Origin of the sequence: Pseudomonas thermotolerans DSM 14292 (assembly GCF_000364625.1) — a bacterium.
GTDB classification, from domain to species: Bacteria; Pseudomonadota; Gammaproteobacteria; order Pseudomonadales; family Pseudomonadaceae; genus Aquipseudomonas; species Aquipseudomonas thermotolerans.
The window spans coordinates 147,674-169,732 of the sequence record NZ_KB822604.1; the positions used below are offsets into that span (position 1 = coordinate 147,674).

Genomic DNA, 22,059 nt, shown 5'->3' on the forward strand with positions numbered 1-22,059 from the left:
GGAAACACCCCCACGTGCGTGGGGAAGACCTAAAGCGCATCGGCATGGGGTCTGGGTATCGAGAAACACCCCCACGTGCGTGGGGAAGACACCGACTCCAGCGGCGAAACTACCGAGCGGCTGGAAACACCCCCACGTGCGTGGGGAAGACCGATCCAGCTTGGCGTAGTACGGCAGGCCCTCGGAAACACCCCCACGTGCGTGGGGAAGACCGTAGTCCCATACGTCACTGACAGTTTCGAGCGGAAACACCCCCACGTGCGTGGGGAAGACCGATCCAGCTTGGCGTAGTACGGCAGGCCCTCGGAAACACCCCCACGTGCGTGGGGAAGACCGTAGTCCCATACGTCACTGACAGTTTCGAGCGGAAACACCCCCACGTGCGTGGGGAAGACCCGCCATGTTCTTCAGGCCGAAGATGACCAGGGGAAACACCCCCACGTGCGTGGGGAAGACCAGCTCTGGCGCTTCCCACTTGCCGCGCACCTGGAAACACCCCCACGTGCGTGGGGAAGACACCAACAAATTGTTAAGGAGCCCTATTACTGATACAAGATCTTGGGGTTACGCCGATACAAGGGTTTCGACAACGAGCTGCAAACCCGAGATGTTCGTCATCGGTTTTCGAGGGGGGCCAATGGTTCTGACTTCATAACCGGGCGGCTGCGGAAGAGATCGAAACATCAGCAGGCCCGATTCGGGCGGGCAATGTTTGTATAAATAATCAATCACCGCCGTCGCCACCGAATCCTTGATGCCCGATACGAATACGTTAGGACGGGGCTCGATGAACCAAAGCTTCATCCGTCCCCTGACCGCCGGCGGCAGGTCATTTGCGACGACGACGAGCATTACCCTCTCCGAAAATTTCCTGAATGTCGTCCCCGATCCTTGTCAACAGGTTCGCATCCAGCACCCTCCGGCGAAACGCGGCCGACACCTTGTGCTTGTCGTAACGCCCCGCCAGTTCACGCGTGAGAGAAAAAGCCAGATCGATGCAGAGGGACTCCTTGTAAAGATCGGCAAGGTCGTAGATGAACGGTAGCGGGCTGCCTGAGTGGATGAAACCGATGTGCGGCGAATACCCCATGCTATGAACTGCCGAGCATAGAATGCCGTACAGCGCCGCGTTGGTTGCGGTCAGCACCTGATTGGTCACATCGCTCAGCTCGAACTTGCCAGGCGTGAACTGGCGTCCCTTCCAGCCCACCTGATATTCCTCTGCCTTCTGCTGGTACAGGGCACGCACGCGATGACCTTCCATGCCCATCATTTCCTGCAGCGTCTTGCCCTGTAGTTCGGCATCGGGAAAGCGACGGGCAAACATGCGTCTGGCAACTTCCAACGACTGCTGTGCATCGGAAGCCAGCTCGATTTGCCGCTTCAGATTGCGGGTATCTGCGGTCGGTAGAAAACCCGCCGCATAGAACAACAGGCTGTCCTCGCCCACCCAGCAGATCGAACAGTTGGCTGCCACTGCCGTTTTGACGGCCTCGTGCGTCACCGTGGTACCGGGCCCCAGCAGCAAGGCGTTAAGCGTCGCTACCGGTAACGGAACCACGTTGCCATCAGCATCGATCCACTTGATGCTGCTGTCGTCGATCTCCAGGCGACCACGCTCCAGATACAGGAACGGATACTTGTCCTTCACTTGCGGAAGGGAGTCACGAGTCACCTTGACGAACAGGCGCTGCCCTTCCGCCATCTCAATCTTCCCGCTTCTGTACGGTCACCTGACGATCACGATATTTCTTGTAAGGGCCAAACTGCAGTGGCACGTCGTTGAGCGTCAGCACCTCGCCCGGATGCTCCCCCTGCAGGACGCGCAACGCGAAGGCCCGACGCTTTTCAGTTGCCAACCCTTGGCCTACGGAGAGCGCCTCTTCGGCGCTCGGGTAGCATCCCTGATAGATAAACTCCGTAGGCACACAGTTCTTGCGACCCAGATAAATATCCCAGACCGGACTGGTCAGCGCCTGAATCGTCTCCTCTACCAGTTCTGCCGGGGCCTGCAGGGCCACGGCGTAGGCCATGTCCTGCAGGTAGTAGCGGTAGGTCATCTTGGTACCGCCACCGACCGCCTTCTTCCCCTCGCTGGTTTTAGGGATCAATAGCGTCTGCCAAGGATCCTGATCGTCATAGCCGCTGCCCACCATCTGGAAATCTCGCAGCAATGGCTGGCGCGGGAGAGGCTGCCCGCGCCTGTCTTGCGGCACATAGCCCACCACCTGCAGATCCAGATCCGCCCACCTGGCCAGCCAGTCGCGCTGCTCTCCGCCGGCACCACGGGCACAGCACAACAACCCCAGGATTCCTGACTTGGTTGGAAAGTCGAGGCTATCGCGGCGCCCGAAGCGGGAGTCATGCCCCCAGGACTGCAGCGGTGCCTCCAGCCACAGCAACAGATAGGGATCGCTCATCACCCACCTCACTGCACATGGCTTTGCAACTTGGCGATCAGGTCATCGATGCTGAAATTCTCATCTTCTCCCCAGTCGTAGCAGCCCAGCTTGCCGAACAGCGAGCCGGAGAGTTTTTCCGTCTTATCCAAATACCCCTTCAGCGCCTCAATGCTGGGCTGCAGATAGCCGCCATCCCGTGCCCGTTGCACCGGTGTCTCGAACGGCACCTGCAGACGCTGGCCCTTGCGTACCAGCACTCGGGCGAATTCCCAGGGGCTGGCGCCGGACTGGGTGGTCTGCCGGGCGCTGGGCACGGCAACGAACAGTGCCTGAGTGAAAGCGGCGATGGCCTTTTTCAGGTCTTCCTCACCCAGCGTCTGGGCCAACTGACCGAGGTCGAGGCTGACATATCGGTAGTAGGTCGCGGAGTTGAATTCGAGACTGCCCATGTGCGCTGAGCCCAGCTCCGTCTGCAGGTCATCCAGTGCCGTGAAGAACTCCACTTCGTTGCTCACCCGGTGGGTGGATATGGCATGGGCAAAGGAAGCTGCCGCCTCGACATTCATGTCAGCCGCCTTGGCCACCATGCGACCGAAGAGAGCGATGTCCAAAGCATCCACAGCCGGATTGATAGCTTTTCTGGCGACCTTGGCCACTTCCTTGTCCTTGAGTTTGGTCGCATCGAATTCCTGCTCGCGGGCATACTCGGCAAATGCCCGCGCTTCACTGTCACTGATGAACAGCAGGGTATCGTCGATGAGCAATTCGGCCAGTTTCTTCCCACAAGCCTGGGCGCTGGCTTCATCGGCACCAGCCTCCAGACAGGCCTGCACGAACAGACTCTCCGCCTGCTTGGTTCGAACGGCAAGCTTGATGCCGAAGGCCGGCATGGCCAAGCGTACCTGCCGCTTCCAGCACTGCGAGCTGACCCTTGCCCGAGTCACGCCGCCCACCACGGCTGTCTTCGGTGCACCAACATCGTCGCGGTTCAGGCAGGTCACCGGAAAGGATTGCAGGATGTGGTATTCGATACGGGTATTGGTGTAAGCGTTGGTCATGGTGAAAGTCCTTTTCAGGCAAAGGGATTGTCGAGAAGAGGCACGATCTGCAACAGCCCGCAGCCGAAGGTGCGCGCGCGGCCAATACCCCGAGCGAAACTCCTGCGGAACAGTGCGCGATCAAGAACTTCAAGCTGGCCCTGAACATGGGCCTGAGCGAGGGTCACCAGACGCTGTTGCTTGTCCTTGAACCGGACCACATCGACCCTGGTTACCTCGAGATACTCCGGGAGGGCGCGAAACCCCCAACTGAGGGGAGCCCGCTCGCAAAACCAGCTGCCGATAGCCTCCCGGCCTTTCACCGGCACCAGTTTGCGACTGGCACTCTCGCGACGGGTCGGATTGACGATCACCTTGAAACCGTAGCGATCATGCTCGAGAAAGCTGTCCGCAACCGGCCTGCTCTGCACCTTCCCATATCGCCCATCAACGGATTCGGCCGGCATCCGGTCCGCCAGGAGCAGGATGCGCCTGCCGTGAAAATCACCGCCCTGGTCCGCATAAAGGATTCCACTGGGCTGACTGCCCCCCTTTTCCTCAGCGCTGCGGACATCGTCATAGAGGCTGTAAACCACACGATGGAGGGAGTAGGGATCCGTGATGCGCAGCGCCTTGATATCGCGTCGGTCCAGATGGAGCACGCTGGCGATCATGCTCATGGCTGCCCCTCCTCGCCAGGCTCAGACCGTCCATAGAACTCCTGCGCCCATTGCGCCTTGATCTGCTGGGCATTGAAGCCAAACTGTCGCAGTTGCTTGAGCAGGCGGACGTAATCGAGGCCCTGACTGACGCGACTGTCGATCAGCGAGAAAAGGGGCCGAAGAATGCGGCACAGCTCCGCGACGTCATCGCAGGCCAGCAATCGCCGCAGACGTGCCTTGGCCTGGTCGCTGGCATTGCCATTCTCGTAACAGGCCCCAATGGCCTGCCCCAATTTCAGACTGCCATTCCGCTCGGCTTTGGACTTCGCGATAGCCGCTGCCACACAGGCGTATGGAAGGCGTTCATATTCCTTCTCGAGGTCGATACCGTAGCCCGCCAGCACCTCCCAGCTCTGGTACTCGGTCGTCGGGTTGTCGGCTCGTCTCAGACGAGCGGCGGCCCCCTTGTTCTCAGTGCACAGCTTGAGTATTCCGGCAACAAAACGCTCTTCCCGACTGGGTTGAGCGTTCTGCGGGCCTTGATCCCGGAATTGCATAGGCTCCATTCCCTTACACCTCCTGACTCAGATACTTGCTGTTATTCGGCCGGCACCTGGCCCAGGCATCCAGCTGGCGAGCCGTTTCCTTCGGGCAGAAGTGGTCGTACGCCTGATGGACATACGCCGAGAAGGTCAAACGCAACTGGCGGCGTTGCTCGGTCGCTCGATCATCCTGATCACAGGCATCTACCAGTTGCTGGAAATGACGTTCACAGAGCTGCCAGAACAATGCGCTGGCTTGAGCTGCCAGCTTGGCACCATCCGCTTTCTGCTCCTTGAAATAGGCCATGACGCAACCATACAGCCCTTTGGCTAGCCCCCCCAGGGAATCCATTTCAGCCTTGAGCTGGGTAAACCATGCTTCGCCAAGCATCTCACTGTGCAGCCAGACCTGAGACTCGACGAAGTCGTCACTGCCGGAAACGTACTGTTCGCCCGCATTGCTGCTGACCCGCAGCCCACCCGACCAAACGGCGAAAACTTCGCTCACATCACGGGTCCGCTCTACCCCCGCTCGCAACTGCAAACTCTGAAAGCCATGGCCAGCGCCATGTTCGATGAAACTGAGTAGGGAGGTGAGTTCACGCCAAGGGCGCTTTTCGGGATCAGCCCAGAGTACCTTGGGTTCCTTGCCGGTAAGGTTCACCGCCACACTAGGATCCCAAACACCCTCTTTGTGGCTGGGGTGGACGATCCCTTCGGAGTAATGGAGACCCTCCTCGGCCAGCAGACAGAAGCGACACAGCGGGACCAAACGCCCCATGAGCGACTGACGCAGTGCCTGGGCGACAGCGCAGTCTTCACCTTGCGGCATGCGCTCCCAAGGTGCGGTCCCCACCCCTTGCGGAAAAAGCATCGCCTGCTCAATCTGCCGGATGGTGAGCAAATTGAGCCACAACGTTTCCTGCAGACTATTGCCAACCAGAAAGCTGTGTAGCAACCCCATATGGGCCACAGCCGGACCGGGCTTGCTGGATGAGGGTTTTCCCTTGTCATTGCGCTTGCCTGCATAGCCAGGCGTCAGAACCACGCTGTTATCGGTCTTTTTGCCGGCCAAACCAAAGGCCATCAGGCTGACCAGCAGCAGCGCTTTTTCTCCATCGTCCAACGGGCGCTCGACCTGCCCATGAGTCAGAACAGTGGTGTTGCCGGTTGAAACGTCCGGGAGTACCGCCCCGTAGCTCTGGATAGCGGCGGCCTTGATGGCAGGTATCTGCAGAAACGGCTGCTCGCCATACAGGTAGAACCGTTCATGCCAACGATCCAGATAGGCCAGACATCGTTGCGCCAACCCTTCGGCACCCAATGCCCTCCAGTCAGCATCATCCTCAGGAGTGAAGGCCGCCTGGGCAATCGCCAGCAACAGCTTGGTGAGCGCAATCCGCTGGATCGGATTGCCGCCAAGACTACGGAATTGGGGATTCTCGAAGATCTGCCACAGGCTGACGCGCCCGATACCGGCTACCGGAACCCAGGGCTCGTCGATCAGATTGAAGCGATTTTCCATCGTGCTCATCCATGCTCCTTGAGGACCCGGTACCCCAAGTCCTCCCTATATTCCAGGCGGTATTTCGGGTGGACTGGGGCCCCTTGCAAACCATTTAGTACACCGACTTCATCAACCAAAGCGACCCGCAGGATGGCTTCATCCTCTGCCGGGTCACCGAGATAGAAGCAGTGCTGAAAGTGGAATTTCTTCAGCGTGTCGATGGGCAGTGGCTCCGGGGCATCCTGGACACGCACAGGCACGGTCTGCCGCATCAGGCAGGCACTGCGCTCGCGCCAGGCTTGCCTGCCCAACACATGTCGCCCCCAAGGCAGCTGCAACTGGGTGCCATCGAGCAGGGTCAGGTGGGTTTCCTTCGCATCCGGCTTGAGTACCGCGGCGCGTAGCAGCACTACCTCCTGGGTATCCTGTTCGCTGTAGCGGGTCTGCGCCTTGCTTTCCGGCAGTGTCTTGCCGTCCTCGGCCAGCGTCAGCCGGGCCAGTTGACTCAGAGCCTTCCGTCCTATGCGTTGTCGCGTGCCGTCATCCAGTTCGTGCAGCCATTGCGCCATGGGCCCCTCTTCCTGGCGCTGGGCGTAGGTCTGTTCTATCAGCTGCCGAATATCCTGAGGTAGCCGTAACGACGCCCTTCCCTGCCACACCTCCAAGCTGCGGCACAGCACATAGGGGCTGTAGACGTGAGCCGTACTGCCAAAAGCGGAGTAGGGAGAGGCAATCGCCTGATCCAGGTCCGGAGCCAGCACCCAGGCTTCACACCGCGCCGAGGGCTCGCGGGGCGTTTCGGCATGGCGCCACAGACGCCCCAGACGCTGTAGCAGCATGTCGGTCGGGGCAAAGCGGCTGACGAGGAAGTCGGCATCGATGTCCAGAGACTGCTCGAGGATCTGCGTACCAACCAGGATGCGTCCCCGCTGGGTTCTTTCCTGCCAGCCACCTTTTCCGAACAGGTTAACCCAACGATCTTCGATCCGCTGACGATCATCTGCGATAAAGCGTGAGTGCAGCAGGCCGCATTCAATGCCCAGCTCGCTGGCCCGAGCCGCAAGGTCGAGATACCGTTCCTGAGCTTCCGCCACCGTGTTCTCTATCCAGAGCACCTGCTGACCGCGGTGGGCCCGTTCCAAGGCTTCAGTCAATGCCCTGGCCGGATCGGCAAGCAGCCGAACGCTTACCTCCCGCCCTTCCCCTGCGGGCACAGGCCACTCACTTGCGGGTTGCTGACTGGGAGCGGCAGAGATAAGCGGGTATGCGTCCTCCTTGACCACTGCTCCAAGCAGTTCCTGCCTGCGCTCGCGATTGAGCGTGGCGCTCAGGATGATGACGGTGCAGTGCAACTCGCGCAGCAGCTCAACCAGGGCATTGAGCAAGGTCCCCGTGTAAGCGTCATAGGTATGCACCTCATCGAGGATCACCACCTTGCCGGCTAGCCCGAAGGCACGCACGAAACCGTGCTTGACGTTCATCGCTGCCATCAAGGCCTGATCGATGGTGCCGACGGCAAAGGGGGCGAGCAGCCCGCGCTTGGCATGATTGAACCATGCGCCTCCCGGTCGCCCCTCTTCCCCCATATCGGTATCCACCAGCCAGGCCTTGCCATGGAGCAGGCGCGAACGATGGCGGCACCCTTCGGCAAGAATCCGCTCCAGGAATGCATTGAAGCGCTCGTAGATCTTGTTGGAGGTCAGTTGGGTGGGGAGAGCGAAATAGATCCCGCAGGCCTGACCCGCTTCGAGCAGGCGATAGGCCGCGAATAGCGCCGCCTCGGTCTTGCCCAGCCCCATCGGGGCCTCAAGTACATAGACTCCCGGAGACACCACCGCATCGATCAGTTGTTGCTGCGCTTGGCGTGGGGCAAAGCCGAAAACCTGGTCGAATGACAAATGCCGGCGGTAGTCGGGCGGGATGAAGCCCGCATCATCCAGCGCCTCGTCGATGCGCTCCCGCCAGGGAAGCGCTGGATCCTCGAAGAATCTGCCCGAACCGATCCAGTCCGAAACGGAGGTCAATCCGGCCAGGAGACGGGCCTGCGGCACTGACGAGATGAATGGCCAATCGGCAGCGAGCAGCCGTTTCAGCTCTGCCACGAGCAATGCACGCTCCTGCTGCCATGCAGCGCCTCCGAAGACTTCATCGGTCGCTCTTAGCCCGTGGACGGGCGGAGAAAAGCCATGGTGCTGGCCAAGGATCTCGGCAACGTAATCAGGTGCCTCCAGCGCCCTGGCTGCGACCTGGCTCACACCGGCATGGCCACCCCAGCGGGTTTCCAGGTCGGGACTGACATTCGCAAGAGGTTCAAGAATATCGAGGAGTTCTGGTGCGCAGGCGCGGCGGAGCTTTTCATAGAAACAGGGGCTGACCTTGCCAATATCGTGGCAGGCTGCAGCCATTTCGGCCCCCGGGGGAAATAGCCTGTCGGCCAGTCCCCGGGGAAACCGGGCCATGAGTGCCCTGGCCACCTCCCCAACAATCGTGCAGTGCTCCAGCACGGATCGACCCGGCGCTACACGCCCATCCGAACGTGTATACGTCTTGGCCGGACACTTTTGGAAAGAAATCGCGGTGCCGCTAGTAGGCCTGCTGGACGGGCGTCTCTGCCACATGAAACATCCCTATCGAGTCTGTGCCTTATCTGTCAGGACTGACACTCTATATCACACTGATATCATGCCCATCTGCCATGCTCTTTAGAAGCCGTTTCTCGCTTCCCATCGACACGAACCGGAAGTACCGCTTCTGAAAGCGAATAGTCGGACGCACCGCCAAAACGAGAAGGGGTCTCTCAGGCTCTATCCCGTTAGCACGGACGGTTTGAAAAGAGCTGAAAACTTCTTGTATTGACGGGCGATCATCACTCGTAGCCGTTGCTGGCAACGCTGACCGGCTCAATCACCCGCCTCGCTCCATCCGGAATACCAGGCGGGCATTCGTGACATGCTCCCAAGCTACGTCGACCTCGGCGAGATCGAAGCACACCGTCTCTATGGACAGCCCCGCCTTGTCCATGGCTCGAAACACCTGACCGGCCGCCGCCCCCTCCCCGCCCAAACGAGATCCGGAACTATGCGGAGGCTTCCTGGCGTTAAGCCTCCGATACGCATGACTCCATAGCCAGCCGCTGAGCTCACTGGGCTTCGACACTGCCGCTCCATGCTTTCGAGGAACGCAAAGGCCGGCCTGACAAGCTGCGCATGACCAGATAGAACACCGGCGTCAGGAACAGCCCGAAGAAGGTGACGCCAAGCATCCCGAAGAACACCGAGATCCCCATGGCCTGACGCATTTCCGCGCCGGCGCCGTGGGAGATGACCAGCGGCACCACGCCCATGATGAACGCCAGCGAGGTCATCAGGATCGGCCGCAGGCGCAGCCGGCAGGCTTCCAACACCGCATCCAGCGTGGAGCGACCGGCGATTTCCAGCTCGCGGGCGAATTCGACGATGAGGATGGCGTTCTTCGAGGCCAGGCCGACCAGCACGATCAGACCGATCTGGGTGAAGATGTTGTTGTCTCCTCCCGTCAGCCAGACGCCCAGCAGCGCCGAAAACAGGCTCATCGGCACGATCAGGATCACCGACAGCGGCAGGGTCAGGCTTTCGTACTGCGCGGCCAGCACCAGCAGGACCAGCAGTACGCAGAGCGGGAAGATCCACAGCGCGCTGTTGCCGGCGATGATCTGCTGGTAGGTGAGATCGGTCCATTCATAGCCGATGCCCGGCGGCAGCGTTTTCGCGGCGACCCGCTCGATGGCGGCCATGGCCTGCGACGACGAGTAGCCGGGCGCCGGCGCGCCGCTCAGGTCCGCGGCGGTGAAGCCGTTGTAGCGGGTCACCAGCTCCGGACCGTAGATCTGCTCCACACTGGCGAAGGCCGCGAGCGGGACCATCTGGCCGTCGGCGGCGCGGGTCTTCAACTGCAGGATGTCCTCCGGGTGGGCGCGATGCGGCGCATCCGCCTGCACGCGTACCTGGTAGACGCGGCCGAACAGGTTGAAGTCGTTGACGTAGAAGGAGCCCAGGTAGACCTGCAGGGTCTGGAACACCTCGCTGACGGCAATCCCCAGCTGCTTGGCCTTGGCGCGATCCAGGTCGATGCGCAGCTGCGGCACATTGATCTGGTAGGTGCTGAACAGCGGGGTCAGCTCCGGCTGTCTGGCCGCCTCGGCGATAAAGGCCTGGGTGGCCTGGTGCAGCGCGTCATAACCGAGATTGCCCTGGTCCTCCAGCTGCAGCTTGAAGCCACCCAGCGAGCCGAGCCCCATGACCGGCGGCGCAGGGAATACTGCGGCGAAGCTGGCCTTCTCCAGGCCCGCATATTTGGCATTGAGTGACGCGGCGATGGCGTCGGCACTCAGCCCCTGACGCTCTTCAAAGGGCGCCAGGAGAATGAACGACAGTCCCGAACTGGAGCTGGTCGTGGTGCCGTTGATCGAAAGGCCGGCATAGGACGAGGTAGAGGCCACGCCCGGCTCGTCCAGGGCGATCTCGGTCATCTTCGTGAGCACCGCATCGGTGCGCTCCAGCGAGGCACCGGCCGGCAACTGCACGAAGCTGATCAGGTACTCCTTGTCCTGCGCCGGCACGAACCCGCCCGGAACCACCTTGCCGAGCAGCACGGTAACGCCCAGCAGCCCGGCATAGATCGCCATTACCAGGCTCTTGCGCCCGGCCAGCCGCGCCACGCCCCGTCCGTAGTGCTCCGAGCCCCATGCGAAGGCCCGGTTGAAGCGTCCGAAGAACCCGCCGAACACCCGCTGCATCGCCCGCGACAGCCAGTCGCTCTGCTCGCCGTGGGACTTGAGCAGCAGCGCGGAAAGCGCCGGCGACAGGGTCAGCGAGTTGATCGCCGACAGTACCGTGGAGACCGCGATGGTCACCGCGAACTGCTGGTAGAAACGCCCGGTCAGCCCGGAGAGGAAGGCCAGCGGCACGAACACCGCCACCAGGGTCAGGGCGATGGCGATGATCGGGCCGCTCACCTCGCGCATGGCCAGGTAGGTGGCCTCGCGCGGGGAATGGCCCAGCGCGATGTTGCGCTCGACGTTCTCCACCACCACGATGGCGTCGTCCACCACGATGCCGATGGCCAGCACCAGGCCGAACAGGCTCAGGGCGTTGATCGAGAAGCCGAACAGGTACAGGCAGGCCATGGTGCCGACGATGGACACCGGCACCGCCAGCAGCGGAATGATCGAGGCCCGCCAGGTCTGCAGGAAGAGGAACACCACGATCACCACCAGCCCGATGGCCTCGAACAGCGTCCGGACCACGGCGTCGATGCTCGCCTGCACCGAACGGGTCGGGTTGTAGACGATGCGGTAGTCCAGCCCGGCGGGAAACCGGGTCTTCAGCTCCTCCATGGTGCTCTGGACCCTGGCGGCGATCTCCAGGGCGTTGGCGCCCGGCGCTTCCATGATCGCCAGCGGCACGGCCGCGTCCCGCCCCAAGTAGGCACGCACCCCATACTCCTGGGCGGCCAGCTCGATGCGCGCCACGTCGCGCAGCAATGTGGTGCGACCGTCAGGCTCGGCGCGCAGGACGATGCCGCCGAACTCCTCGACGCTGCGCAGCCGGCCGTCCGCGCTGACCGACAGCTGGAACGGAGCCTGCTCGACCATCGGCGCCGCGCCGATGCTGCCCACCGCCGCCTGCGCGTTCTGCTCGCGGATCGCCGCCACCACCTCGGCCGCGGTCAGGCCGCGTGCCGCCACCGCCTCCGGATCGAGCCAGATGCGCATGGCGTAGGCACCCGGGCCCCAGAGATTGACCTGGCCCACCCCATCGATACGGGCGAGCCGGTCGCGAACGTGACGGATGGCGTAGTTGCTCAGGTAGTTGGCGTCGTACTCACCGCTCGGCGAAACCAGATGCACCGCCAGGGTGATGTTCGGCGAACTCTTGATGGTGGTCACGCCCAGGCGCTGCACGTCCTCCGGCAGCCGCGGCACGGCCTGTTCCACGCGGTTGCGCACCCACTGCAGGGCCTGATCCGGATCGGTGCCGATCTTGAAGGTCACGGTCAGGTAGAGGTTGCCGTCGGCATTCGCCAGCGACTGCATGTAGAGCATGTTCTCGACGCCGTTGACCTCCTCCTCGATGGGCGCGGCCACGCTCTGCGCCAGGGTGGTGGCGTTGGCGCCCGGATACTGGGCATGCACGACGATGGACGGCGGCACCACCTGCGGATATTCGGAGACGGGAAGGGCCAGCATCGCGATGGCCCCGGCGATGAAGATCAGCGCCGAAATCACCCCGGCGAAGATCGGCCGGTCGATGAAGAAGCGGGACAGGTTCATCTGATGTCCTCCTAGTCGCTGGCCAGTGCCGGCCAGGCCTGCTCGACCCGAACCAGATCGCCGGGCCGGACGCGCTGGGCGCCCTCGACGATCACCCGCTCACCGGGTTCCAAGCCCTGGCGAACCACGCGCTGGTCGCCCTGCCGGCTGCCCAGCTCCAGGCGGCGGTACTCGACCCGGCCGTCGTCACCCACCACCAGCACGAAACGGCGGTCCTGATCGGTGGCGATCGCCGTCTCGTCCATCAGGGTGGCCTCATAGGGATCGCTGACCTGCATGCGCACCCGGGCCTGCAGGCCGGGGACCAGGCGGCCGTCCGGGTTGGCCAGCAACGCACGCACACGCAGGGTGCCAGTGCGGGTGTCCAGCTGGTTGTCCAGGGAATACAGCTGGCCGGCATGGGGATGGCCGTCGTCCCCGGCCAGACCGACCTGCACCTGCAGCGGGTCCGTCCCTCGCCGGGCGCTCACGTAGCGCAGATAGGTGCGTTCATCGATGGTGAAGGCGGCATACAGGGGATCGAGGCTGACGATGGAGGTCAGCGGCGGAGCATCGCCGCCGGCCTTCACCTCGTTGCCGGCGGTGATCTCCGGACGCGAGATGCGCCCCGCGATCGGTGCCGTGATGCGGGTGTAGTCGACGTCCAGACGGGCACGCTCGACCACCGCCCGGGCGGCCAGCACGGCCGAGCGCGCTTCCCGAGCGGCATTTTCCAGCGCGTCGAAGTCACGCTTGGCGATGGCGTTGGCCTGGATCAGGCGCCGACCGCGCTCCAGATTCCGCGCGGTGAAGCGCTGGCGGTCCTCGGCCTGCGCCAGCAGCGCCTCGGCGCGCTTGAGCTCGGCCTCGAACGGCGCCGGGTCGAGCGTGAACAGCAGATCCCCCTGACGCACCAGCTGCCCGTCGCGAAAATGCACGGCCAGCACCGTGCCAGCGACCCGCGGGCGGATTTCGACATGCTCGACCGCCTCCAGCTGCCCGGAGTACTCGGCCCATTCGCTGACCCAGCGACTGGTGGCCTCACGCACCGCCACGCGCACCGGCTCTGCCGGCACGGCTTGAGTGGCCTTCGCCCCGAAGAAGGCATATCCCCCGAAGGTCAGGATGGCGACCCCGAAAAGCCCGCCCCATATGAACGCTCGACCTTTGTCTGCAATGAACATGGCACGCCCCTGCGAAACTGGAAACTTCGCGGCAGTCTCTGCCAGGGACGCCCATGGATATAGAGTCGAAGGCGGCTTTTACTATTGCCAAAAATGGAACAATCATCCTCTAAAAAGAACGGAGATCCACGGATAAAACCGTTCGCGGAATTTTCATTTCTTTTAGATGGAATAATTATCGCCAGTGATTGGGGTAAGGTGACCAGACTCCCCTTCCCGACGAGGTTCGACGTCATGAATTCCCTTGTTCAAGCGCTGCACGATGGCACCCGCGTTCCGCGGCTGGGTTACGGACTATGGCAAGTCGAAGCCCGGGACAGCGCCGCGCTGGTGGCTCACGCCATTCGCACGGGGTACCGGCTGATCGACACGGCGGAGGCCTACTACAACGAAGAGGGCGTCGGGGAGGGCATCCGTGCCGCCGGGGTTCCGCGGGAAGAGATTTTCGTAGCCACCAAGGTATGGAACACCCATCACGGGCATGACCTGACGCTTGGCGCCTTCGAGGCGAGCCTGCAGCGGCTCGGTCTCGACTATGTGGACCTCTATCTCATCCACTGGCCGTCGCGCATTCGCAATGCCTATGTGGACACCTGGCGCGCCCTGATCCGCCTCAAGGAGGAAGGCCTTGCAAAAGCCATAGGCGTGTGCAACTTCGCCATCCCGCAACTGCAGCGACTGATCGGCGAAACGGGCGTCGTTCCGGTGCTGAACCAGGTCGAACTCCATCCCTATTTCCAGCAACGGGCGCTGCGCGAGTTCCATGCCCGGAACGGCATCGCCACCCAGTCCTGGAGTCCGCTGGGACTCTGGAAAGACCGTTCGGCAACCCCGCTGAACGATCCGCGGGTACTGGCGCTGGCCGCCAAGCACGGCAAGACCCCGGCCCAGGTCATTCTGCGCTGGCACCTGGACAACGGCCTGATGCTAATCTCCAAGTCCGCTCGGCCGGCGCGAATCGAGGAAAACTGCCAGCTGTTCGACTTCGCCCTGGACGACGAGGACCTGGCAAGCCTGGCCAGCCTCGACAGGGCTGACGGTCGGCTCGGCCCGGATCCCGAGACGGCCGATTTCTGACCTGCGCAAGCCGCGAGGAGCAAGAGCAATGGATCGACTTCAGGCCATGCAGGTGTACTGCCGCGTGGTCGAGGTACACAGCTTCAGCAAGGCCGCCGAGAGCCTGGAAATGCCGGCATCCACCGTGACCCGCATCATCAAGGAACTGGAAACCTTCCTTGGCGTGCGGCTGTTGCAGCGGACCACTCGCCACATCAGTCTCACCCCGGATGGCAGCCTCTACTACGACCACTGCCGCAGACTGCTGGCCGAAATCGAGCGGATCGAGTCGTCCTTCCCGGGGACCGGCCGGCCCCGAGGCAAGCTGCGGGTGGACATGACCTCCTCCTTCGCGCGCCTGTTCGTGGTGCCGGCTATCCGGGACTTCCTGGCCGACTACCCTGACGTGGAAATCACCCTGTCGCTTGGGGATCGGACCATAGACCTCGTCCAAGAGGGCGTCGACTGCGTGATTCGGGCCGGCGTACCCCAGGATTCGGCGACACTGGTCGCCCGCCGCATAGCCGGCTTCGAGTGGGTCACCTGCGCCTCACCGGCCTACCTCGAGAAACATGGTGAGCCTCGCTGCCTGGAGGATCTCCGTCGTCATCATGCCGTGGGTTTCCTGTCCAATCGCAGCGGCCGCCGATCCCATTGGAGCTTCGTGATCGACGGAGAGGAAATCACAGCCCCCATCCAGGAACGCATCACCGTCAACGACACCGACGCCTATCTCGCCTGCGGCCTGGAAGGCCTCGGGCTCATACGCGCAGCCAGCTACCTGGTCATCCCCTGCCTGCGCAGCGGCCAACTGCGCCAGGTGCTGCCGGATCTCGGCGCTCCGACAGTACCACTGTCGATCATCTATCCGAAGAATCGCCACCTCTCCCCGACGGTACGCGCCTTCAGTGACTGGATTGCGCGGCGCGTGGCGGAGATGGAGCCGCAGTGGAAGCTTCCCGTTCGGGATGGCTGCGAGTAGCCGCCAGCACACCAGCGCGGAGCGCGTCCGGCGGCTAGCGTTCGGCATGCCAGATCGCGACCGCCATGATCGCGATGCCGCTCAACTGCAGGCCGCCCAGGCTCTGTCCGTAGAACAGCCAGTCGATGAGGATGGCGACCGCCGGGTAGATGAATTGATAGACCGCGATCCGGTCGGTATCGAGGCGCGCCATGCCGGCATAGATGAGGCCGTAGGCGAGTCCCGTATGCAGCAACCCGAGTCCCGACAGCCATGCCCAGGCCACGCCCATTTCCGGCCAGCCGTTGAGCACCGGCCAGGCGCCCAGGACGATGGTTCCCACCGCGCACTGCCACCAGACCAGTGTGCCGGCCGGCATGTGGCGCACCTGTCGAGCGACGATGGTGACCCAGGCGGTGCACAGCGCCCCGCACAGACAGAAGGCCACGCCTAGCCAGTAGCTGGCCTGGATGCCCTGCTCCGCGCCTAACGGCGCAAGCTGCTCGAGCACGCCGGTGGCCAGCAGCAGGCCGAGCATGGCGACCAGCACCGCGACGACGCGTCGCGTGGCGATGGACTCTTTCAGGTAGCAGGCCCCCAGCAGCAGTAGCCACAGCGGCTGCACGTGGAACAGCACCGTGGCAATGCCGACGGAAATGTATTCGATGGCCGCAAAGAACAACCCCCAGGCCGCCACCATCAGCAAGCCCGTGACCAGCACTGCGATGCTGGGACGCCGGCGCAGCTGCAGGGCGCTCAGTTGCCGGCGCAACGCGGCCCAGAGCGTGAGACCGAGCAGGCCGAATGCGCAACGGAACCAGGTCGCGGTCAGTGGGTCGGTCCCGGCTTCGTGCACGAAGATGCCCACGCTGCCGAGGACGAGGCTGCCCATGAGGAAGGCCAGGGTGCCGCCGCGGGCGAGGCGGCTCCCAGCCTCGCAGTGGACGGCGCCTGGCTGCGACATTGCGAATTGCTCAGACGTTTTCATGCCGTCCAGCATGAAAGCGGGCCGCAATCGCGAGAAGCGAATAATATGAAACTTATGAATTCGATTTTCGAAATAGCGCGATGATGGTGCAACGTGATCTGCAGATCGACTGGCTCAAATGCTTCGTCTCGGTCGTCGACGCGGGTTCGTTGTCGGGGGCGACCGAAGAGGTGCACCGCTCCCAGTCGGCGGTCAGCATGCAAATCAAGAAACTCGAAGCTGCCGTAGGGCGGCAGTTGCTGATACGCGGTCCGCGGCACCTCGAGTTGACCGCCGACGGACAGAAGCTCCTGGGCTATGCCCGGCGCCTGCTGGACCTGCACGGGGAAGCCAAGGCTGCGTTTCACGGCGAAGAACTGACCGGTCGCATCCGGCTCGGCGTGCCCGACGACTATGCCGCCCGATACCTCACCCCAGTGCTCAAGCGTTTCGCGCCGCGCCACGGTGGCGTGGAGATCGAACTGAACTGCGAGCAGTCGTCGGTACTGATCCCTCGCGTGGAAAACGGGGAACTGGATCTCGCCCTGGTTTCCCGTGATCACGCCCGGAGGGGTACCTTTCTCTTCCACGAACCTCTGGTGTGGGTGGGCTCGCCGCAATTCGAGCTGTGGCGCCGCGATCCATTGCCGATTGCGGTCTACGAGGCCGCCAGCCTCGCCCGCCGCAACGCGATCAACTCACTCGCCCTGCAAGGGCGGCGCTACAAGGTGGTTTACAACAGCTCCAGCCTGGCCGGGCAGTTCGCCGCAGTGGAAAGCGGACTGGCCATAGCGGTGCTAACCCGCTGCTGCATACCGGAGCATTTGCAGATCCTGGGGCGAGAACATGGCCTGGGCCCGGTAGAGCCGGTGGAAGTCGCCGTCTACCGCAGCCGGGCCTCGCAAAACTCCAAGGCTGTGGACCGCCTCAGAGACCTGCTGATCAAGACGCTCAAGTTGTCCGACAGAGCGTATTCGTAGCCCAGCGCCGGGGCCAGCTCAATGTGGTGGCGCAAATGCGCCAGCCGCCCGGGCGCCAGCATCACTTCCAGATTCGTCATGACCTGTTCTTGGCCGATCGGGCGGAAAACCGCCTGCTCAAACTGGCCCTGGAGCAAGTCGCCAAGCATACCCAGAACCCCACCAACTGGCGCTTGGCCAACGAGCTGCGCACCCTGCTGGCGGAGGTTCCGGCGAGCCGACAGATCGCCCTGGACCTGCGCGCCTGGAGCCACGACCGGCTGATGGCCCACTACCAAGCCATCAAGCCCTGGTGCGAGCTGATCCTCAGGCAGCAGATGCCCCTGGCCGTGGCCGGCGACTGGCAACGAGTGCCTGCTGGATAGCCAAAGCGCGGCGATTCCCCTAACCAGCGCCCGGTTGGAAGCCCAAGCGCCGCTCAGGGATGCGGGCTAGGCTGCTCCGCTCCGGAAGCCCGGCGGAATCAGCCGGCGCAGCGGCTCGCCGAGCCACCGGCGGAAGTGCGGGTTGTGCAGACAGAGGGCGCCGAGCAGCCCCACCAGGCAGCCCAGCAGGGTGTCGTAGAAGCGTGCCTCGATCAGCGCCGCCGCCGAGCTCGACGAGAGGGTCGCGGCCTCGGCGAGGAGGATGGTCATCGGCGTGATGAAGATGGCGGCAAAGGCATAGTGGCGGACCACCGCAGTCTCCACGATGAAGCACAGCAGCATCATCAGGAAGGGTACCGCCCACTTGTTCAGCGGCAGCAGGAACATGCCCCAGGCCACCAGCAGGCCGATGCCGGTGCCAAGTACCCGCTGCAGCTGGCGGTTCCACACCGCGCGCAGCGAGGCCCCCTGGATCACCGCCAGGCAGCTCACCGGCACCCAGTAGGGTTTCTCCAGCTGCAGCAGCTGGGCCACGGCGAGGGACAGGCCGACGAAGACGCCGATCAGCAGCGAATCGAAGACCACGAAATCGAAGCTGGCGACCGCCGGCTGGGCCGGCTGGGGCGCCTCCAGGCGCAGCGCGTAGAGGCTGTAGAGGAAGCCGATCAGGAAGGCCAGCAAGGCGCCCATGGCCACCAGCCCCACCCACAGGGGCACCTCCAGGGGGTCGTCCAGGGGCGTGTACATGCCGATGGTCCCGGCCATGATGATGAACAGGCTGCCGGGCATGCCGATGCGGTAGAAGCGGCAGACCATGGTCACCACGGCGGTCGTGAAGACCAGCGCCGGCACCATGCTCCAGGGGAAGAAGTGGCTGAGCAGCCCCAGGGTGTAGCAGCCGCTCAGGCCGAAGGCGCAGCCCATCAGGGTCACCATGCGGTGCGACAGCGGAGTGGCCGGCAGATAGATGAACACCAGTCCGCCCAAGGACGAAGCCAGGCCGTAGTCCAGGCGGTCGAAGCAGGCGCCGATGAGCAGCGGCAGGCCGGTGGCCAGGGCCGCCGCCACGGGCATCTGCCAGCGGCGGTCGCTGGGGTTGATCTTGAGCAGCTCGCGCACCTGACTGCCGGTCAGGCGGGCCCACCGCTGGAAGAAAGTGCGCATGAAGGCGTGCTCCCGGATACTCGCCGGGATCGTCCGGCCTGCTGTTCCCGTAGGCTAGGCTAGCCCAGTTTGCGGAGTGGGACGGCAGGCACGGCGACAGAGACACGTCTTCGGCTCGTCGGCCCCCTGCCGCGCAGGGTCTGGCCAGGGGCAGCGACACTTCGCCCCGCTCGCCGGCCATCCCTGGCCGGCCGAAGCGTCGGATCGGCCTCAGGGCATCACCGGCGCCACGTAGGCCAGAGTGTTGCCCAGCGCCCAGAGCAGCACCAGGACCAGCGGGATGTGCACCAGCAGCTGGACGAAGGTGAAGCCGATCAGGTCGCACGCCTTGAGGCCGAGCACGCCGAGCAGCGGCAGCATGTAGAAGGGGTTGATCAGGTTCGGCAGCGCTTCGGCGGCGTTGTAGATCTGCACCGCCCAGCCCAGGTGGTACTGCAGCTCGTTGGCCACCTGCATCACGTAAGGCGCCTCGATGATCCACTTGCCGCCGCCGGAGGGGATGAAGAAGCCGAGCACCGCGGAATACACGCCCATCAGCAGCGCATAGGTGTCGTGGGAGGCGATCTGCACGAAGAAGGTAGAGATGTGGTGCGCCAGGCTCTGGCCGTCGCTGCCCGGCACGCCGGTCATGATCGCGGCGATCGAGCCGTACAGCGGGAACTGGATCAGTACCCCGGTGGTGGTCGGCACGGCACGGGCCACGGCGTCGAGGAAGCTGCGCGGCCGCCAGTGCAGCAGCGCACCGAGCATCAGGAACAGCAGGTTGTAGGTGTTCAGCCCGGAGATCGCCAGAATCGCCGGCTTGGTGGAGAACTCGTGGTACAGCCAGCCGCCGGCCAGCAACACCAGCAGGATGATCAGCAGCGGGCTGTGCTCCAGCCACTCGCCCGGGCGGCTCGGCCGGTGCACCGGCGGTGGGGTGAAGCTGACGTCCACGCTGCAGGCCTTGGCGTCGCGGGCGCTGCCGGCCCCCGGCGCGGTCAGGTAGGCGATCGCCAGGGATGCCACCACCAGCGCCAGAAGGATGACGCCGGACTGCCAAAGGAAGATGGTCTCGGTGAAGGGAATCACCCCAGTGATCTGCAGGATACCCGGCGGCAGGCTGCCGGGGTTGGCCTGCAGCTGCGCCGCCGAGGAGGACAGGCCGAGCGCCCAGACCGCGCCCAGGCCCAGGTAGGCGGCGGCACCGGCGGCGCGATAGTCCATCTTCAGATCCTCGCGGCGGGCCAGGGCACGCACCAGCAGGCCGCCGAACACCAGGCTCAGGCCCCAGTTGAGCAGTGAGGCGAGCATGGACACCAGGGCCACCCAGGCGACCGCCGAACGGCCGTTCTTCGGTACCCGCGCGCACAGGTCGATGAGCTTCGAGGCCGGTCCGGAACTGGCCACCACATAGCCGCCGATGACCACGAAGGCCATCTGCATGGTGAAGGGAATCAGGCTCCAGAAGCCGTCGCCGAAGGCCTTGGCGGCGGCGGTGGGGGTGGCGCCAAGGGCCAGCACGGCGAGGGTGACGATCAGCACGCCGACCACGGCAAAGACCCAGGAATCAGGGAACCAGCGCTCGGCCCAGTTCGAGCAGCGCATGGCGAATCGCGCGAAGCGGCTTTCTTCTATCGGCTTGTGGGTGATGTGAACGGACATCGGGAACCTCGTTGTTCTTATGTTCGGTATGCGGGAGGTGCGCCCCGTCTGGAAGAGCGGCGCACCTGTCCCTGATGCCGCCCCGCTCCGTGCGGAGTAGGGGCGGAAAAAGCGGATGAGGCGGGTGCCGGCGACGCGGGGAGCCCTCCCGCGCCGGGCGGCGCCAAAGCAGGATCAGCGCTCGATGGCCAGCGCCACGCCTTGGCCGCCGCCGATGCACAGGGTGGCCAGGCCCTTCTTCGCGTCGCGCTTGAGCATCTCGTGAAGCAGGCTGACCAGGATGCGGCAGCCGGAGGCGCCGATCGGATGGCCGAGGGCGATGGCCCCGCCGTTGACGTTGACCTTGGCGGCATCCCAGCCCAGCTCCTGGCCGACCGCCAGGGCCTGGGCGGCGAAGGCCTCGTTGGCCTCGATCAGGTCGAGCTCGTCCAGAGTCCAGCCGGCCTTGTCCAGACAGCGGCGAGTCGCCGAGACCGGGCCGATGCCCATGATCGCCGGGTCCACCCCGGCATTGGCGTAGGCGGCGATGCGCGCCAGCACCGGCAGGCCGAGGGCGCGGGCCTTGTCGGCGCTCATCAGCAGCACCGCGGCGGCGCCGTCGTTGAGGGTCGAGGCGTTGCCGGCGGTGACCGTGCCGTCCTTCTTGAAGGCCGGCTTGAGCTTGGCCAGGGTCTCGGCGGTGGTGCCGGGGCGCGGCTGCTCGTCAATGGCGAAGACGACGGGCTCGCCCTTGCGCTGCGGGATCAGGATCGGGGTGATCTCCTCACGGAAGCGCCCGGCCTCGATGGCCGCCGCGGCCTTGCGTTGCGACTCGGCGGCGAAGGCATCCTGCAGCTCGCGGGTCAGGCCGTACTTCTCCACCAGGTTCTCGGCGGTGATGCCCATGTGGTAGTCGTTGAAGGCATCCCACAGGCCATCCCGGATCATGGTGTCGACCAACTGGGCGTGGCCCATGCGCAGGCCGGTGCGCGCGCCGGGCAGCACGTAGGGGGCCAGGCTCATGTTCTCCTGGCCGCCGGCGATCACCACCTCGGCGTCGCCGCAGCGGATCGCCTGGGCGGCCAGGTGCAGGGCCTTGAGTCCGGAGCCGCAGACCTTGTTGAGCGTCATGGCCGGTACGGCGTGCGGCAGCCCGGCGCGGATCGCCGCCTGGCGCGCCGGGTTCTGCCCGGCCCCGGCGGTGAGCACCTGGCCGAGGATCACCTCGTCCACGGCAGCGCCGTCCAGGCCGGTCTGTTCGAGCAGGCGGCGGATCACCGCGGCGCCCAGCTCGGGAGCGGGAAGGTTGGCCAGCGAGCC

17 protein-coding genes, 1 pseudogene and 1 CRISPR repeat array are annotated in these 22,059 nt (G+C 64.1%); of the genes and pseudogenes, 4 read left to right on the forward strand and 14 right to left on the reverse strand.

The genetic code is table 11. The annotated features are described in order from the left end of the window. Nucleotide 1 precedes the first annotated feature (1 nt). Nucleotides 2-517: direct repeats of the CRISPR family, unit length 28 nt; unit sequence GAAACACCCCCACGTGCGTGGGGAAGAC. A gap of 47 nt (nucleotides 518-564) precedes the next feature. The 10 genes from cas2e to H165_RS0106835 form a co-directional block, all read right to left on the reverse strand. Beyond that, nucleotides 565-852 carry a type I-E CRISPR-associated endoribonuclease Cas2e gene (gene cas2e, locus H165_RS19110; RefSeq protein WP_081609333.1) on the reverse strand — a complete coding sequence of 96 codons (288 nt, stop codon included), beginning with the start codon at nucleotides 850-852 and terminating at the stop codon, nucleotides 565-567. Further along, nucleotides 830-1,705, reverse strand: coding sequence for a type I-E CRISPR-associated endonuclease Cas1e (cas1e, locus tag H165_RS0106790; protein ID WP_017938162.1), 876 nt, complete (start codon nucleotides 1,703-1,705; stop codon nucleotides 830-832). The genes cas2e and cas1e overlap by 23 nt, the downstream gene beginning before the upstream one ends. A gap of 1 nt (nucleotide 1,706) precedes the next feature. Continuing rightward, nucleotides 1,707-2,420: a type I-E CRISPR-associated protein Cas5/CasD gene (gene cas5e, locus H165_RS0106795; RefSeq protein ID WP_017938163.1), complete on the reverse strand. Its 714-nt coding sequence runs from the start codon at nucleotides 2,418-2,420 to the stop codon at nucleotides 1,707-1,709. An 8-nt stretch (nucleotides 2,421-2,428) separates the two neighbouring features. Continuing rightward, entirely contained in the window at nucleotides 2,429-3,460 is a 1,032-nt protein-coding gene (gene cas7e / locus H165_RS0106800) for a type I-E CRISPR-associated protein Cas7/Cse4/CasC (RefSeq protein ID WP_017938164.1), read from the reverse strand. 14 nt (nucleotides 3,461-3,474) lie between these two features. Beyond that, on the reverse strand, nucleotides 3,475-4,119 hold the full coding sequence (cas6e, locus tag H165_RS0106805) for a type I-E CRISPR-associated protein Cas6/Cse3/CasE (RefSeq protein WP_017938165.1): 645 nt from the start codon (nucleotides 4,117-4,119) through the stop codon (nucleotides 3,475-3,477). Further along, the gene (casB, locus tag H165_RS0106810) at nucleotides 4,116-4,658 is read right to left on the reverse strand and encodes a type I-E CRISPR-associated protein Cse2/CasB (RefSeq protein ID WP_026146416.1); all 543 of its coding nucleotides are present in this window, start codon (nucleotides 4,656-4,658) and stop codon (nucleotides 4,116-4,118) included. The genes cas6e and casB overlap by 4 nt, the downstream gene beginning before the upstream one ends. A 13-nt stretch (nucleotides 4,659-4,671) precedes the next feature. Continuing rightward, the gene (gene casA / locus H165_RS0106815) at nucleotides 4,672-6,177 is read right to left on the reverse strand and encodes a type I-E CRISPR-associated protein Cse1/CasA (RefSeq protein ID WP_017938167.1); all 1,506 of its coding nucleotides are present in this window, start codon (nucleotides 6,175-6,177) and stop codon (nucleotides 4,672-4,674) included. Next, on the reverse strand, nucleotides 6,174-8,768 hold the full coding sequence (gene cas3 / locus H165_RS0106820; protein ID WP_051059491.1) for a CRISPR-associated helicase Cas3': 2,595 nt from the start codon (nucleotides 8,766-8,768) through the stop codon (nucleotides 6,174-6,176). Before cas3 ends, casA begins: the two co-directional genes overlap by 4 nt. Before the next feature lie 521 nt (nucleotides 8,769-9,289). Continuing rightward, nucleotides 9,290-12,460 (reverse strand): efflux RND transporter permease subunit, encoded by a 3,171-nt coding sequence (locus H165_RS0106830; RefSeq protein WP_017938171.1) that lies wholly within the window; start codon nucleotides 12,458-12,460, stop codon nucleotides 9,290-9,292. Nucleotides 12,461-12,471: 11 nt separating this feature from the next. Next, nucleotides 12,472-13,623, reverse strand: coding sequence for an efflux RND transporter periplasmic adaptor subunit (locus H165_RS0106835; RefSeq protein ID WP_017938172.1), 1,152 nt, complete (start codon nucleotides 13,621-13,623; stop codon nucleotides 12,472-12,474). A 198-nt stretch (nucleotides 13,624-13,821) separates the two neighbouring features. On the opposite strand from H165_RS0106835, the gene H165_RS0106840 reads away from it, so the two are divergent. Further along, nucleotides 13,822-14,700, forward strand: coding sequence for an aldo/keto reductase (locus tag H165_RS0106840; RefSeq protein ID WP_478212669.1), 879 nt, complete (start codon nucleotides 13,822-13,824; stop codon nucleotides 14,698-14,700). Between the two features lie 28 nt (nucleotides 14,701-14,728). Then, nucleotides 14,729-15,661, forward strand: a complete 933-nt coding sequence (locus H165_RS0106845) for a LysR family transcriptional regulator (protein ID WP_017938174.1) — start codon at nucleotides 14,729-14,731, stop codon at nucleotides 15,659-15,661. Nucleotides 15,662-15,695: 34 nt separating this feature from the next. On the opposite strand, the gene H165_RS0106850 is transcribed toward H165_RS0106845, so the two are convergent. Further along, nucleotides 15,696-16,604 carry a DMT family transporter gene (locus tag H165_RS0106850; RefSeq protein WP_017938175.1) on the reverse strand — a complete coding sequence of 303 codons (909 nt, stop codon included), beginning with the start codon at nucleotides 16,602-16,604 and terminating at the stop codon, nucleotides 15,696-15,698. A 107-nt stretch (nucleotides 16,605-16,711) separates the two neighbouring features. Here H165_RS0106850 and H165_RS0106855 point away from each other — a divergent pair, with 107 nt between their 5' ends. Together H165_RS0106855 and H165_RS0106860 are read left to right on the forward strand one after the other, a co-directional pair. Further along, the gene (locus H165_RS0106855; RefSeq protein ID WP_026146420.1) at nucleotides 16,712-17,587 is read left to right on the forward strand and encodes a LysR family transcriptional regulator; all 876 of its coding nucleotides are present in this window, start codon (nucleotides 16,712-16,714) and stop codon (nucleotides 17,585-17,587) included. Between the two features lie 8 nt (nucleotides 17,588-17,595). After that, nucleotides 17,596-17,934 (forward strand): annotated as a pseudogene (locus tag H165_RS0106860) (5-methylcytosine restriction system specificity protein McrC); the annotation flags it as partial. Between the two features lie 84 nt (nucleotides 17,935-18,018). On the opposite strand, the gene H165_RS0106865 reads toward H165_RS0106860, so the two are convergent. The 3 genes from H165_RS0106865 to H165_RS0106875 form a co-directional block, all read right to left on the reverse strand. Then, nucleotides 18,019-19,116 carry an FUSC family protein gene (locus H165_RS0106865; RefSeq protein WP_017938178.1) on the reverse strand — a complete coding sequence of 366 codons (1,098 nt, stop codon included), beginning with the start codon at nucleotides 19,114-19,116 and terminating at the stop codon, nucleotides 18,019-18,021. Nucleotides 19,117-19,326: 210 nt separating this feature from the next. Then, the gene (locus tag H165_RS0106870) at nucleotides 19,327-20,760 is read right to left on the reverse strand and encodes a short-chain fatty acid transporter (protein ID WP_017938179.1); all 1,434 of its coding nucleotides are present in this window, start codon (nucleotides 20,758-20,760) and stop codon (nucleotides 19,327-19,329) included. A gap of 174 nt (nucleotides 20,761-20,934) precedes the next feature. After that, the coding region (locus H165_RS0106875) for an acetyl-CoA C-acetyltransferase (RefSeq protein ID WP_017938180.1) at nucleotides 20,935-22,059 on the reverse strand (1,125 nt) is incomplete at its 5' end.